General features: G+C 65.8%; 10 protein-coding genes. 3 read left to right on the plus strand and 7 right to left on the minus strand.

The window, feature by feature from the left end:
- Nucleotides 1-148 precede the first annotated feature (148 nt).
- The 3 genes from AC07Y0_RS23810 (at nt 149) to AC07Y0_RS23820 (ending at nt 1,988) form a co-directional block, all read left to right on the plus strand.
- Nucleotides 149-1,309 carry an iron-containing alcohol dehydrogenase gene (locus tag AC07Y0_RS23810; protein ID WP_498680070.1) on the plus strand — a complete coding sequence of 387 codons (1,161 nt, stop codon included), beginning with the start codon at nt 149-151 and terminating at the stop codon, nt 1,307-1,309.
- Nucleotides 1,303-1,752 (plus strand): acyl-CoA thioesterase, encoded by a 450-nt coding sequence (locus AC07Y0_RS23815; RefSeq protein WP_498680071.1) that lies wholly within the window; start codon nt 1,303-1,305, stop codon nt 1,750-1,752. Before AC07Y0_RS23810 ends, AC07Y0_RS23815 begins: the two co-directional genes overlap by 7 nt.
- A gap of 62 nt (nt 1,753-1,814) precedes the next feature.
- Nucleotides 1,815-1,988, plus strand: coding sequence for a hypothetical protein (locus AC07Y0_RS23820; protein ID WP_498680072.1), 174 nt, complete (start codon nt 1,815-1,817; stop codon nt 1,986-1,988).
- 74 nt (nt 1,989-2,062) lie between these two features.
- Here the strand turns inward: AC07Y0_RS23820 and AC07Y0_RS23825 are convergent, their stop codons facing one another.
- The 7 genes from AC07Y0_RS23825 to AC07Y0_RS23855 all read right to left on the minus strand — a co-directional run bounded on the left by AC07Y0_RS23825 (nt 2,063) and on the right by AC07Y0_RS23855 (nt 14,136).
- Complete coding sequence (locus tag AC07Y0_RS23825) at nt 2,063-3,160, minus strand: DUF475 domain-containing protein (protein ID WP_498680073.1); 1,098 nt, start codon at nt 3,158-3,160, stop codon at nt 2,063-2,065.
- Between the two features lie 357 nt (nt 3,161-3,517).
- Nucleotides 3,518-3,937 (minus strand): OsmC family protein, encoded by a 420-nt coding sequence (locus AC07Y0_RS23830; RefSeq protein ID WP_498680074.1) that lies wholly within the window; start codon nt 3,935-3,937, stop codon nt 3,518-3,520.
- 98 nt (nt 3,938-4,035) lie between these two features.
- On the minus strand, nt 4,036-4,389 hold the full coding sequence (locus AC07Y0_RS23835) for a hypothetical protein (protein ID WP_498680327.1): 354 nt from the start codon (nt 4,387-4,389) through the stop codon (nt 4,036-4,038).
- Between the two features lie 133 nt (nt 4,390-4,522).
- Nucleotides 4,523-6,613, minus strand: coding sequence for a penicillin-binding protein 1C (gene pbpC, locus AC07Y0_RS23840; RefSeq protein WP_498680075.1), 2,091 nt, complete (start codon nt 6,611-6,613; stop codon nt 4,523-4,525).
- The gene (locus AC07Y0_RS23845; protein WP_498680076.1) at nt 6,613-12,069 is read right to left on the minus strand and encodes an MG2 domain-containing protein; all 5,457 of its coding nucleotides are present in this window, start codon (nt 12,067-12,069) and stop codon (nt 6,613-6,615) included. Before AC07Y0_RS23845 ends, pbpC begins: the two co-directional genes overlap by 1 nt.
- Before the next feature lie 109 nt (nt 12,070-12,178).
- Nucleotides 12,179-13,396 carry a CynX/NimT family MFS transporter gene (locus AC07Y0_RS23850; RefSeq protein WP_498680328.1) on the minus strand — a complete coding sequence of 406 codons (1,218 nt, stop codon included), beginning with the start codon at nt 13,394-13,396 and terminating at the stop codon, nt 12,179-12,181.
- Nucleotides 13,397-13,458: 62 nt separating this feature from the next.
- The gene (locus tag AC07Y0_RS23855; RefSeq protein ID WP_498680077.1) at nt 13,459-14,136 is read right to left on the minus strand and encodes a FadR/GntR family transcriptional regulator; all 678 of its coding nucleotides are present in this window, start codon (nt 14,134-14,136) and stop codon (nt 13,459-13,461) included.
- Nucleotides 14,137-14,192 lie beyond the last annotated feature (56 nt).

Here is a 14,192-nt window from a genome sequence, read left to right on the forward strand (position 1 = left end):
TCCCTTCCTGGCACTGTGCATGTCGTTATATGTAAGGCCGCCGGCGGACGGGACAAGGACAGGAGCGCTTCCGTGGCTGGCTCCTGTGGCCATCGCATCGCGCCTCGACTAGCATGCCGGCCGGGAAACCGGATCTGAAGGAGGAGCAATGCAGCCGTTTCAATTCAACACCACGCCGCAAGTCGTTTTCAGGCCGGGTGCTGCGACCGACTTCGCCTCCGTGGTCGCCGGACGATGCGGGACGCGGACGCTTGTTGTCACGGATCCCGGGCTTCGCCGGCTCGGTCTGTGCGATCCGGCGCTGGGCTCGCTCGAGCAAGCCGGACTTGTGGTGACGGTGTTCGACAGGGTCGAAGCCGACCCCTCGCTTGCGACGGTCATGGCGGCCGTGGAGGCCGGCCGCGCGGCGGGTGTGACCGGCGTGATCGGTTTCGGTGGAGGCTCTTCGCTCGACGTCGCCAAGGTCGTCGCCTTGCTTCTCGGCTCGGGCGAACCGATCGATTCCGCCTGGGGCGTCGGCAATGCCAAAGGTCCACGCCTTCCGCTCGTTTTGGTGCCGACGACAGCGGGCACCGGTTCGGAAGTCACGCCGGTGTCGATCATCACCGTCGGCGGCGAGGAGAAGCGCGGCGTGTCGTCGCCGATCCTGCTGCCGGATCTCGCCCTGCTCGATCCCGACCTCACGCTCGGGCTGCCGGCGCCGATCACGGCGGCCACCGGCGTCGATGCGATGGTTCACGCCATCGAAGCCTATGCGTCGAAGAACGCCAACAACAATCTCCTGTCGAAGATGCTGGCGCGCCAGGCGCTGCAACTGCTGGGGGCAAATATCGAGACGGCGGTCTTCGACGGCTCCAATCGCCAGGCACGGGGTGCCATGTTGCTCGGCTCGATGCTGGCGGGCCAGGCCTTCGCTAATTCCCCGGTGGCGGCTGTCCATGCGCTTGCCTATCCGATTGGCGGGATCTTCCATGTCCCCCATGGGCTGTCCAATGCGCTCGTTCTGCCCCACGTGTTGCGCTTCAACGCGCCGGACGCGGCTGCTCTCTATGCCGAGATCGCCGTGGATGTCTTTCCCGATCTGGTGGCGGTGGAGGGGACGCAGGGGCGCTGTGCGGCCTTCATCGAGCGTCTTTCCGACCTGTCGCGGAGGCTCGGGCTGCAAACCCGGCTGCGCGATGTCGGCATCGGCGAAGCGGACCTGCCGCGGATGGCGAAGGATGCGATGAAACAGACACGTCTCTTGGTCAACAACCCCCGCGACCTTGCCGAGGCCGATGCACTGGCGATCTACCGGGCGGCATGGTGAGCGGCGTGAGCAGGGCAATAGCGGCCGATCGTGCTGCCTACAAGGTCTTCCGCACGCTGACCACGCGCTGGGCGGACAACGACATCTATGGCCACATGAACAATGTGGTGCACTACAGCCTGTTCGACACGGCGGTGAACGGCTTTCTGATCGAGAAAGGCGTGCTCGACATCCATGCCGGTGGTCGAATCTTTGTCGTCGTCGAGACGGGCTGCCGCTACTTCGAGGAAATGGCCTTTCCGGATGTCGTGCATGCCGGCATCCGGGTGGCCCGGCTCGGAGGTTCGTCCGTTCGCTACGAGGTCGGCCTGTTCCGTAATGAAGAGCCGACGGCCGCGGCGGAAGGCTATTTCATCCATGTGCAAGTCGATCGCGCGACGCGTCGGCCGCTGGCGCTCGACGAGGACACGCGTCTCGCGCTGGCATTGCTTATGGTCGACTGATGGTGGCTGGGACCGGAAGGAGGGCTTTGCTGTTTCTCCGACATGGAAACCGGGAGACCATGATGAGCCGCGAGAAGAAGATCGACCCCGCCGAGTTGAAACGCGAGCGCCGCGACGAGGAAATGCCGGCGGCCGGCCCGCACGCCCGCAAGGAACTGACCGACCCGATGGAGACTCCGGGAACCGGCTCCTTGCCGGAACCCGGCGCTGCCAAGGCCGATGTCGGTCCCGATTGAGCAGCGCGATATGGCGGAAATGACGAGAGGCCGGCGGGTGTCCGCCGGCCTCTCTGTATCTGGTTGCGATCGTCTCAGATGTTTTCGGCGACAGTTTCCCGCTCGCGCTGCAGTTCTTCCGCCCGTTCCTGGCGGTTGTAGCGGATCGAGGACCACAGCGAGACGCCGATCAGGCCGGCGCCACCGAGGCCGGTGATCACCTCCGGGATGTGCACCAGTGTCTGGCAATACATGATCACTGACAGGATCAGGATCGCGTAGAAGGCGCCGTGCTCGAGGTATCGGTATTCGGCGAGCGTTCCCTTTTCGACCAACATGATCGTCATCGAACGCACATACATGGCGCCGATACCGAGGCCGATGGCGATGACGAAGAGGTTCTGGCTCAGCGCAAAGGCGCCGATGACGCCGTCGAAGGAGAAGCTGGCGTCGAGCACTTCGAGGTAGATGAAGGCGCCGAGACCGCCCTTGGCCGCTGCCGACATGGTTTTTTGCGACTGGTCGAGAAGCCCACCCAGCACTTCGACGGCGAGGAAGGTCAGGAGGCCGTAGATCGCCGAATAGACGAAGGTCACGGATTCCTCGCCCTCGAGCAGGTTCGAGAACAGCAGGATGAGAATGAGGACGAAGGCGATCTCGATCCCCTTGATGGTGGCCGACCGCGCCATGTGCTTCTCGATCATCTCGATCCAGTGCACGTCCTTCTCATGGTCGAAGAAATAGGTGAGGCCGACCATCATCAGGAAGGTGCCGCCGAAGGCTGCGATCGGCAGGTGCGCCTCGTTCATGATGCGGGCATATTCGGCCGGTTCGTGCGCCGCGAGGATGATGGCGTCGACCGGCCCGATGCCGGCGGCGATGACGACGATCAGCAGCGGGAAGACGATACGCATGCCGAACACGGCAATCACGATACCCCAGGTCAGGAAGCGATGCTGCCAGATCGGCGTCATGTCCTTGAGCTTGTTGGCATTGACGATGGCGTTGTCGAAAGAGAGAGAGATTTCGAGCACTGCGAGAACGGCGCAGATGAAGAACACCGTCGCCATGCCGCCGATCGTGCCGGTTGTCTGCCAACCGAGCCAGGCGCCGAGCGCCAGGCCGGCGATGGTCACGATGAAGGCCCATTTGAAATAACCGAGGGTGCTGTTTCCGGTGGCTTGATTGTTCATCGACGCATCTCCCCGGCGAAAACCGTCGTCAAAGAGAAAAGGCGTGAGGTTTCTCCGCGCGTCGCCCAGCACGCACGGGTTAGTGGCATGTTCAAAGAGATCATTTTCTTGAATCCGCCGGCTCATATTGCTGGCGGTACCGACATCACGAGAGCGCCGTATACTCTCGCCAGAGGGGCCCGGCACCATAGTTTAACCGTGGCGAACTCTGGTCCTTGAGCCACGGAACCCGGTCGTTTTCAACGAAGTCGGACCTTGCGTCAAGACTTCGTTGGTCGCTGACCGCGCGCTAATCGATTTAGGGTGGTATTCCGGCTTGTCCAAATGCGGGCCGCGGTCATTGCGCGGGAGAAAGCCTCATTCTGCGAGCCGTAGGTCCACAACGGGGGCTGAGCCAAGCGTATTGCTGACCGTGCAGATTTCCTCGGCCTCATGGACGAGGGCCATTTTCGTGGCCGCATCGAGATCGCCGTCGATGGTGAGAACGATTTCGAAGCGGGCGATGCGGGACGGTTCACCTGCCGCCTTTTCTCCACTGACCTGCGCGCGGATATCGCGGATATGCTCAAGCACGCCCCTGCGGCTTGCGGCGATACGAGCGCTCATCGCGATGCAGGCCGCAAGCGATGCATAGAGCAGGTCGAGCGGGTTGAAGCCGGGCTGGGATGCTCCGGTCACGATGTCCAGCGCTCCGCCCGTCGGGGTGACGATATGGGGAAAGCCGGTGCGGCCGAGTCGTGCCGTAGCTCCGGTCGCCCGCGTCTTCGGTTCGTGCATCGCCTCACTTTCTCGCTCTGCAATGGCCAATGCTTAGCGGTCAAAGGCGCCGTCCTGCAAGCCGGCAGGTGACCGTGTATCGCCGATCGTGCGTAAGGTCAGAGCGCGCTGCCGATGCGGGCCGTCCCGGTCTGGCCGTTGTTGCGCGTCCACTTCAGCTTGCTGTCACTGATGCGCTCGAGTTCGAAGCACATCGGTTCGCCCTTGTACCAGCTGGTGAACTTCTGGCAGAGGCGGTCGCCATCGATCCACCAGCGACCGGTGTCGGTGGGTTTTGCCAGCCGTCCGAGGCCGAGCGCCTCGCCGGAGCCGTCCACCTGTCCGTTGGGGCGATAATTGAGCGGGAATTCGCCGCCGAGCGGCACAGCGAGATAGATCCGCCGGCCGATAATCGACTGCTGAATGTCGGTGGCGCTGTAGCGTTCCTGATTGGCAACGGCGGTGCTTGTCATAAGAAGCGCAGAGGCAAGCGCTGCAAACACCGTGATCGCCTTTGCTGTCGTCATTTGTCTGGTCTCCCTGCCGGTTTCCAAGCGTGTTCCGTTGAGGGATACGCACCGGATGGGGCGGTGGATCAGTGCCTTGTCAGGGCGAGCGTATGAAAATGCCGACGCTTGCCGCGCGGCCGGCGGCGTCGATCACGGTCAGCGTCGAATAGCCGGAGCCCTCGGGCGTCCAGTCGCTGGTGCGCCGCCTCGTCGGTTCGGCGAGCGGCTTGCCATTGGCGAGCCAGCGGAACGGCGCGCGCCCGGCCTGCAGCTTGAGGATCAACGGCAGGGCCGTGCCGTCCGGCGCGATGCCGAGCTCCACATGGGCACCTTCCGGCGGATAGACGATCTGCGGTGGCTTTTCCCGCGCAGATGCCGAGATGAGGCCGTTCGCCTGAATGGAGAACCGCCGCTGGCTGACGGGCAGCTCGGCCTGGGCGATGCGGGCTGCGCCGCGCGGTGCCGGGGGAAGCGGCGTGCCGGCAATGCCGGACTTGGCGAAGGCCTCGAACAACACGGGCGCGGCGGTGGCATAGCCGGAGATGCCAGGAATGGCGGCGTTGTCGGGCCGGCCGATCCACACGCCGATCACGTAGCGCCCGTCATAGCCGACGGACCAGGCGTCGCGGTAGCCGTAGCTGGTGCCGGTCTTGTAGGCGATGCCGCTTTTCGGGCTGCCGAGCGGCGGCAGAACGGCTGAGAGCACGTCGGCGACATTCCAGGCGGCGACGGGTTCGAACAGTGGCGGGCTGTCGATCGCTCCGGGCAGATCGCGAATGCCGTCACCGAGCCTTACCGGCTTCTCGCGGCTCGCGAGCCCTGCATAGAGCTGGACAAGATCCTTCAGCGACAGGCCGACCCCGCCGAGCGCGATCGCGAGTCCCGGCGCTTCGGCCGTCGGCAGGCGCGGCGTGACCTCGGCGCGGCGTAGGCGCGCCATCAGCTTGGTCGGGCCGAGCGCATCGAGTAGACGAACCGCCGGCACGTTGAGCGACAACTGCAGTGCCTGACGGACCGACACGTCACCCTGATAGGTCATGTCGAAATTCTTCGGTCGATAGCCGAAGAAGTCGGCGGGGCGGTCCTCGACGATGGTCTCCTGGGCGACGATGCCCTCTTCGAAGGCGAGGCCGTAGATGAAGGGTTTCAGCGTCGAGCCCGGCGAGCGGCTCTGGCGCGTCATGTCGATCCAGCCCGAACGCGAGGCGTCGAAATAGTCGGCGGCGCCGACCTCGGCGAGGATTTCGCCGGTCTCCGCATCGGCCATCATCAGGGCGAGCGAAACCTTGGGGTCGAGCTTGGCCGAGGCATGCAGCGCGACGGTTTCCAGCCTCTGCTGGATGTCTGCGTTCAAAGTCGTTTCGTGGCGCTCGGCCGTCGAGTCCTTCTTGCGCGCGGCTTCGGCCAGGTGCGCGGCCAGCGCCGGCAGCTGCGCACGCCGGGTCGGAACGGCACTTGTGTCGGCGCGGGCGATCTCGCTCGCGTCGAGCACACCGGCCGTCTGCATGCGCTTGAGAACCCGGTGACGGGCGGCTTCGGCCGTTGCTGGATGGCGATCGGGCCGGCGACGTTCCGGTAGTTGCGGCAAGGCGACGAGCAGGGCGGCCTCCGCCACCGACAGCCGGCGCGGCTCCTTGCCGAAATAGGCAAGGCTTGCGGCCCGCACGCCTTCGAGATTGCCCCCATAGGGCGCGAGCGTCAGGTAGAGATCAAGGATTTCCGCCTTGCCGAGGCGCCGCTCGATCTGGATCGCCCGGGCGATCTGGATCAGCTTGGCGGTGATCGACCGCTCGCGCCGCGGCTCGATCAGGCGTGCCACCTGCATGCTGATGGTCGAGCCGCCGGAGATGATGCGGCCATTGGCCAGTAGCTGGAGCGCAGCCCGGCCAAGTGCCACGGGATCGACCCCGTCATGGTCCTCGAACCGTCGATCCTCATAGGCAATGAGCATCTTGAGGAATTGCGGATCGACATCCGCGGCCCGCGTCCGCAGGCGCCAAAGCCCGTCCCGCGTGGCAAAGGCGCGCAACAACCGGCCGTCGCGATCCACCACTTCCGCAGAGACGCTTGCGGTCCCTTCCAGCGGCGGAGGGAACGCCCGGTCGGCCCAGAAAAGGCCGACGACCAGCATGCCCGCCGCCAGGGAGGCGGCGAGGGTGCCGATGGCGATGGTTCGAGCCAGCCTCATTATTCCGCTGCCAGAACCTCCATGCGTCCCGTCGCCGTGCGGGCGAAGAACTGCGGCCGATACATGTCCTCGACATGGGCGGCGGGGTGGTCATAGACGCCAGGCGTGACCGCGCGGACGACATAGGCCAGCGTGATCGCACCATTCTCCCCCGCGTTCCGCGTGATGGCCGCCACGAAGCGGTCGTTACGGAATTCGAGATGGGCGGTTTCGGTTTCGCCGATCCAGTCGAAATTGGCGAGCTTGGCGCTGTCGACGAGGCTCGGATTGTCGATCTCGAAGCCTGCCGGCAGAAGGTCGGTGATCAGCAGTTCGGCCGGCCATTCGTCGTTTTCGGTGACTTCGAGCACGACGACGTAGCGCTCGTTCTGGCTGGCTTCGCTGACATTGGCTTCCTCGCCGTCGAGCGTGAAGTAGCTGCGGGCGATGGTGAAGCCTTCCTCGGTTGCCGGCAGCGGCACGCTCGGCGCGGCGACCGTGGTGACCGACGCCGTCAGCGGATCGCTGCTCTTGTTGGTCAGCGTGACCGGATGTTGAAGCAGCGCGTCGCCGGGAATGCTGGCGCGGTAGCCGCCGCTATGGTCGGCGCCGTTGACCTCCACGCGGATCCCCTCGTCGCCCTGGTCGAGCGCGCGGGCGGCGAGCAGCGCCCAGGTCTGTTCCTGGGTGCTGAGGTAACGCTTCTCGCGCAGTTCCGCACTGACCACCTTGGCCAGCATGGGCACGATCGGCGGCACGGGCCGGCTCTCGGCGGCGAGCGCGAGGACGGCAGCGGCGTCGCGCAAGGACGAGCCGTAGTCCGAGCGGTTGAGGCTGACCTTGTGGATGCGTGCCTCCTCCGACATGCCGGCGGCATCGAGGAAGACGGCGCGCGAGCGTTCGGCATCGCCGTAAAGGGCGAGGGCGGCCGCCAGATGCGCCTTGGAGAGCGGCGTCGGGAAATCGCCAAGCATCGTGTCGGCATAGTAGCGCAGGTCGCTGATCGCGGCCTTGCGGTTACGGGCAAGCACGTAGAGCGAATAGGCGATCTCGTTGCCGCGATCCTTGATGTTGGTGTCGTAGCCGATGCGGTTCTGCAGGTTTTGCAGCGCCTGCACCATGGCTTCGTCCGGCACGTCGAACTTCTGTTCGCGCGCCCGGGTCAGGAAATCGCTGACATAGGCGTCGAGCCAGAGGTCCTCGTAGCCCGGTGCCCAGAGGCCGAAACTGCCGCTGGACGACTGGTAGGACAGCACGCGATAGACCGCGTCCTGGACACGCTTCTTGATCTCGGCGTCGGCGGGCAGGCCGGAGCCGGACTGCAGCTCGTCGAAATAGACGAGCGGAAGCGCGCGGCTGGTGGTCTGCTCGGCGCAGCCATAGGGGTAGCGGTCGAGGCTCATCATCAGCGCCGGGATGTCAAAGCCCTCGGCACGGGAGACGTTCAGGCTGACCGAGGCATCCTGCAACAGGCTGTCGGCCAGAAGGTCGCCGTCAACGGTGAGGCTGCGGCCGGCGGCAAGGTTGATAATCCGACGTTCGGTGACCGGCAGCGAGGACGGCCTGACCGGGACGATAAGCTGCTGGTCGAGCGAAATCCCATCGCTACCGGAAAGCGTGATGTCGATGGTACCCTGGCCCGGTTGCACGCCGGTCAGCGGCAGGGTCACCGTCGTCTTGCCGCCGGCTTCGAGGCTGATCGTCTGCGTGGCATCGTTTGCATTGACCGAGACCGGATCGCTCGGCGTGACCGCCAGCGTGTAGTCCCCGGCCGGTGCGTCGGTGGCGACGATGTCGAGCCTGAGCGCGCTGACGTCGCCGGGGGCGAGGAAGCGCGGCAGGCTTGCCGTGACCACGATCGGATCGCGGATGATCACATCGGTCTGGGCATGGCCGAGGCCAGTCTTCGACCAGGCGACCGCCATGATGCGGGCCGTGCCGTTGAACTGCGGAATGTCGAAACTGACGGTCGCCTTGCCTTCTGCATCCAGCTTCACCGGACCGGAGAAGAAGGCGACGAGCTTTTCCTTCGGCGGATTGCCCTGAAGCGGCATCTCGCCGCCGTCACCGCCGGTGCGCAGTTTGCCGGTCGCACCGAGCGAACCGTCGATCAGGCGGCCATAGAGGTCGCGCATCTCGATGCCCAGGCGGCGCTGGCCGAAATACCAGGTCTCCGGATCGGGCGCTTCGTAACGCGTCAGGTTGAGGATGCCGACGTCGACGGCGGCGACCATGACATAGGCTTCCTCGCCGATACCGGCTCCGGCCACCTCGATCGGGATCTGCAGGGCCTGGCGCGGCAGCGTCTTGTCCGGGGGCGAAAGCTTGATCGCCAGCTTGTCGGCGCCCGGATCGACCGTCAGCCAGGTAACGCCGATCGCGCGCATCGGCATGCGGCTTTCCTGGGCCTCGCCGGGACGGAAGAGGGTGGCGGTTACATAGGCGCCGGGGCCGAAATCGGCCGTGATCGGGATCTCGACTTCGCCACCGCCGACGGTGATGCTGGCGGTCTGGGCGGTCACCAGCGTATCGGTGCCGACGGTCAGCAACAGTTCGCCGGCAAAGCGCGGGGACACCTTCAGCTTGGCGGTATCGCCAACCTTGTAGTTCTCCTTGTCGAGACCGATTTCCAGCGCGTCGGGCGTTTCGGTCGAGCTGGCCTCGACGAACCAGCCGGCGTCGAATTCGACGCTGGACGCGGAACCGTCGGTGCTCGCCTGTTCGATCTCGAGGCGATAGCGGCCCCAGGTGACGGGCACGGCGATCTCCGCGCCGTCGCTTTCGATGTCCACGGTGCCGTCGGCCACCTGCTTGGTGGTGATGATCGGTTCATAGCGCCAGGACGAGCCCTCGCGATACCACTGGTAGTTCCGTTCCAGGCTGACGAGTTTCCACCTGGCGCCGGCCAGCGCCTGCTTTTCACCGTCGGGTCCGACGGCGATCACGTGGAAGCGGCCTGTGGAATTCTCGGCGAGGTCGCCGGTGAACTCCGGCTTCACGCCGATCATCGCCCCTTCGGGACGGACCGGCAGGGTGAGCTTGCGCTCGACGGCCCGGCCACCGCCTTCGACCATGCGCAGCACGATCTCGGCTTCCAGCATCTGCGTGGTCGACGGCAGTTCGCTGATGTCGACGTCGAAGCTGGTCTTGCCGTCCTCGTCGAGCGGTTCGAGCGCCTCGAGCGGGATGCGGGTGTCTTCGCTCTGCTCCTCGTCGGCAAGGCCGAAGACATAACGTTCGAAGGCCGGGCTCGTGCGGGTCGGGCGGATGTTCACCTCGCCCTCGAGCATCAGGCCGGCCGCCGGAGCGCCATAGAGATAGCGGCCGTCGACAGAGACCGGAACGGGGACGCCCGGCTCGACGCTCTTGGTCTCGCTGGTGATGTCGAATTCCAGCCGGTCCGGCACAAAATCGTCGACCAGGAAACCCTTCTGCGCAATCGGTTCCTTCTTCGGATCGGTGTGGATGTTGATCGTCCAGGTGCCGCGCATGGCATCGGCCAGCAGCGGGAGGTCGGCGGAATAACCGCCGAGCGTATCGCTGGTCACCACCATGCGGCGGAATTCGACGCCGTCGGGGCGGTTGAAGATGAAGGTCAGCGGCAGCCTTTCGATCGCATCGGCCTCGGTGTCGCGCGACAGGGCCGCCGCATGGACGGTTTCGCCGGGGCGGTAGATGCCGCGTTCGGTCCAGGCGAGCACGTCGATGGCGCCGGGCGCCGGACGTCCGGTGACGCCGCGGTCCGACAGGTCGAAGCCGGCTCGGGTCATGTCGAGGAAGACGTTGTCATCCTCGCCCTTGCGGGCGACGATGACGGCGGGAGCAAGGGCTGCCCCGGCGCGCATCAGGCCGGCATCGAAGCGGGCGCGGCCGTCTGCATCGGTGCGGGCGGTGGCGAGGATCTCGTTGTTCTTGGCGATCAGCTGCAGATCGACATCGGCCAGCGGTGCGGCGCTTGCCAGCGAGCGGGCGAAGACATGCAGGCCGTCAGTGCCGGCAAAGGTCGAAAGCCCGATGTCGGAGACGACGAACCACTGGGTGGCCCGGGTGTCCCAGTCCTCGCTGGTGGCATTGGCGACGGCCGCGGTCATCACATAGATGCCGGCGCGGCGCTTGGGCAGTGCCTCATCGACCGGGAAGCTGGTGATCACGTCCTTGTTGAGCTCGCTGGCAATGTCGATCGTGCCCTGCCAGATCAACTCGCCGCTTTCGCTTTCGATGCGGTCGGCGCCGTAGCCGTCGAGCTGGGTGAGGAACTGCGAGCCGGCCAGCAGCGGGGCCACATTGCGGTCGCCGATCCGGTAGAGTTCCAGCTTGGCGTTCTCGGTGTTGACGGAGACGATCGGAATGCCGCGCCGGGCGGTCGACGGCAGGACGAAATTGTCGCCGGTGAAGCGCACGGCGGCCGAGCGGTCCTTCACATAGACATCGAGATCGACCTGGGCCTCGAGGTTTTCCTCGACGGAGGAGGGCAGGCCGGCACGGAGCGCCAGCTTGTAGCGCTGGCCGTGGGTCAGGCCTTCGACGCAGATCTGGTTGTCCTTGGCGTCGACGGCTTTCGGGGCTGAACCATCGAGAGTGACGAAGGGCGTATAGTCGACGCCGCGCTTGACCAGCGGATCGGAGAACTCGACGCAGGCACGCGGCGTCAGGCTGTCGGCATCGACGGTGTGGCTGACGACGCGGAAGCCCTTGCGGGCGCGCAGGTCGTTAAAGGCGGCCTGCACGGTCTTGGCCGTCACCAGTTCGAGGCTGGCCTTGTAGGCGCTGAGCGCGCCGCGATAGTTTTCCGAATTCTCCAGCCCCTTGGCGAGCACGGCGAGCGCATCGGCGCGGGCCTGGGTGGAGCGGGTGAGGAGAAAACCGTTGAGCGCGGCAAGCACGCCCTGGCCGGTCATTTCGCTGTTGCCGGTGACGGAATTGGCGGCGCGGGCCACCTCGATCCACAGGGCCGGATCTTCGGGGGTGAGCGCGAGAGCGCCCTTGAAGGCGTGGAGGGCGCCCTCGTAATTGCCGGCAAGCAACGCCTGCCGCCCCTGGTCGAGCAGGGCGTTATGGCCGAAACCTTGCTGGTCTTCACCCAGCGCGAGGTCCGCGCGCTGCTGTCGGGCATCTTCCATCAGCTGGTCGGAGACGAAATCGGGTCGCTGGGGCGCGCCGATATCGGGTTCCGCGCCCTGCTCGACGATGCGTCCGGCCACGGCACCGGCAAAGGTGTTCAGCTGGTTGAAGTCGGATTTCAGGAAGCACCATTTCACCTTGGGATTGTAGGTGAAGGCGCGACATTCCTGGTCGGCGATGCAGCTCGACTGGCACTGGGCGAGCGAAACATTCTGTTCGGTTCTGAGGTCGAACCCAAAATAGTCGCCGTCGCGCGTGGTGACGACGCTGCGTCCGCCGGCGGAAAGCGCGGGTGGCGCAAGCGCCAGAAGGCCAAACAAGAGTGCGGTGAAACCGTTGGACCTGCGCCTGGACATGATGTCCCTCCCCACGCTCGAGCATTTTAGCGGAGAGTACTCTTCGTCCATAACAGGCGCTTGTCAATCGGCGCCGATGACGCGCTGTGAGCGCCGACACAGGTCTGCGTCACGCCGGATTCTGGATGGTCCTGACGTCAACGTGCAGGGCGCGCCCCGCACCCCAGCCGTTGATCGCGGCGCCCACGCCGAAGGCGATGAAGACGACGGATGTGGCGGCGAAACTGCCGGTCCAGTCGCGGATCAGGCCGACCAAGAGCGGTGCGACGGCGGCCAGCGTATAGCCGACGAATTGTGCCATGCCGGAAAGGTGTGCGGCGACATGCTGGTCGGGCGAGCGCAGCACGACGGCGGTGAGCGCCACGGCAACCAGCCCGCCCTGGCCGATGCCCTGCAAAATGGCAAAGGGCCACACGGTCCAGAGTGGTGCGAACAGAAGGCCGAGCAGGCCGATGACGGCGATTGCGGCGAGGACAACATGCACCACGCGCTGGTCCTTGCCGCGCACGGCGATCTGCGGTGAGACGATGCAGGAGGCGGCCTGAACCATGACCGAGAGCGAAACGATCGCGCCCGCGGTGACGCCGTCAATGCCGCGATCGCGAAGGATCGGGACCAGCCAGCCGAAGACGCAATAGGCGAGAGCCGATTGCAGACCCATGAACAGGGTGACCTGCCAGGCGAGCCTGTCGCGCCAGAGGCCTTCGACGCGAAAACTGGTCTTTGCCGGTTTCGCCCTGCTGCCGAGGGCCTGGGGCAGCCAGATCAACCCGACGACGGCGGCGGGGATGGCCCAGATCGCCAGGGCAGCGCCGAGCGAACCGCCAAGCGCCGTCTCGATCGGCAGGGTGAGGCCGGCGGCGCCCGCTGCACCGGCACAGAGCGCCATGGTGTAGAAGCCGGTCATCAGCGCGGCCTTGTCGGGAAAGTCGCGCTTGACCAGTCCGGGCAGCAGGACATTGCCGACGGCGATGCAGGCGCCGGCAAGGGCGGTGCCGAGGAAGAGCAGGGGGAGGGAGTGGAAGGCGCGCAGAGCCGTGCCGAGGGCAAGAAGAGCGACGGCCGCCAGCAGGGTACGCTCGGCGCCGAGACGCGCGGCCAGGCGCGGCGCGAGGGGCGAGAAGAGCCCTAGGCACGCGACGGGCACGGTGGTGAGCAGGCTCGCGCCGGCCGCCGACAGCCCGAGTTCGGAGCGGATTTCCGGCAGTAGCGCCGAGGCACTGGAAAACAGCGGCCGCAAGTTGAAGGCGATCAGCACCAGGCTGATGCCGAGCAGCAGGCGTGCCAGCGGGCTCATCGAAGCGGTCGGTGGAGCCTCGGGTGCCATGTCCTCGGCATCGATCAGGAGTTCGTCGCCAAGGTCCAGCGGTCTGGTCGGTCCGGAGATGGTCACGCTTCAAGTCTTCCGTCGAGGAAGGCGAAGACCGGCGCCATGAAACGCCGCACGGCGGCATCGGCCTTGTCCGGGTCGCCGGTCTCAATCGCGTCGACGATCGCGACATGGGCGGCCATGTCTGGTTCGGGCAGGTCGCCGGCGATCGTGGCCTGGATCGTCTCCGCGATCGAGGTGGAGAAGAAATCGAAAAGCTCGATCAGGGCGCGGTTTGCCGAGGCGGCGATCACCGCCTTGTGGAAGGCGAGGTCGCGGGCAATGAAACTCTCCCGGTCGCCGGCATCGGAATTTCCGCGCTGGGCGAGCAGGGCGCGCAGCCGCGTGATCGTCGCCGGGCCTGCACGCTTGGCGGCAAGCCGGGCGGCCTCGACGTCGAGCGCGCAGCGGGCCTCGAAGCGGTCCCGAAGGCTCGCATGGCGGGCGACTTCCAGCGTGCGGCGGCTGTCGACGGCGGAGCGGACATAGGTGCCGGAACCCTGCAGCACTTCGAGCAGGCCCTGAGAGGCCAGCACCCTTACGGCCTCGCGAACGGTTCCGCGGCTGATGCCGAGCGTGGCCGACAGGGTCGCTTCGTTTGGCAGGCGCGAGCCGACAGCGAAACGCCCGGAGATGATCTCGGCGCGAATGGCTTCGGTCGCCGTGTCGGCAAGGCTGGTCTTCTGAACGGGCTTCATGTCGAATAGATTAAATCATCGGATGACTTTGGCAAGCGGAACCTTCGCCGTGGGCG

Source organism: Allorhizobium sp. GW101-3B10, assembly GCF_059424725.1.

Coding starts and splice junctions, on each gene's coding strand:
- AC07Y0_RS23810 (WP_498680070.1), top strand. CDS start 149: ATGCAGCCGTTTCAATTCAACACCACGCCGCAAGTCGTTTTCAGGCCG.
- AC07Y0_RS23815 (WP_498680071.1), top strand. CDS start 1,303: ATGGTGAGCGGCGTGAGCAGGGCAATAGCGGCCGATCGTGCTGCCTAC.
- AC07Y0_RS23820 (WP_498680072.1), top strand. CDS start 1,815: ATGAGCCGCGAGAAGAAGATCGACCCCGCCGAGTTGAAACGCGAGCGC.
- AC07Y0_RS23825 (WP_498680073.1), bottom strand. CDS start 3,160: ATGAACAATCAAGCCACCGGAAACAGCACCCTCGGTTATTTCAAATGG.
- AC07Y0_RS23830 (WP_498680074.1), bottom strand. CDS start 3,937: ATGCACGAACCGAAGACGCGGGCGACCGGAGCTACGGCACGACTCGGC.
- AC07Y0_RS23835 (WP_498680327.1), bottom strand. CDS start 4,389: ATGACAAGCACCGCCGTTGCCAATCAGGAACGCTACAGCGCCACCGAC.
- pbpC (WP_498680075.1), bottom strand. CDS start 6,613: ATGAGGCTGGCTCGAACCATCGCCATCGGCACCCTCGCCGCCTCCCTG.
- AC07Y0_RS23845 (WP_498680076.1), bottom strand. CDS start 12,069: ATGTCCAGGCGCAGGTCCAACGGTTTCACCGCACTCTTGTTTGGCCTT.
- AC07Y0_RS23850 (WP_498680328.1), bottom strand. CDS start 13,396: ATGGCACCCGAGGCTCCACCGACCGCTTCGATGAGCCCGCTGGCACGC.
- AC07Y0_RS23855 (WP_498680077.1), bottom strand. CDS start 14,136: ATGAAGCCCGTTCAGAAGACCAGCCTTGCCGACACGGCGACCGAAGCC.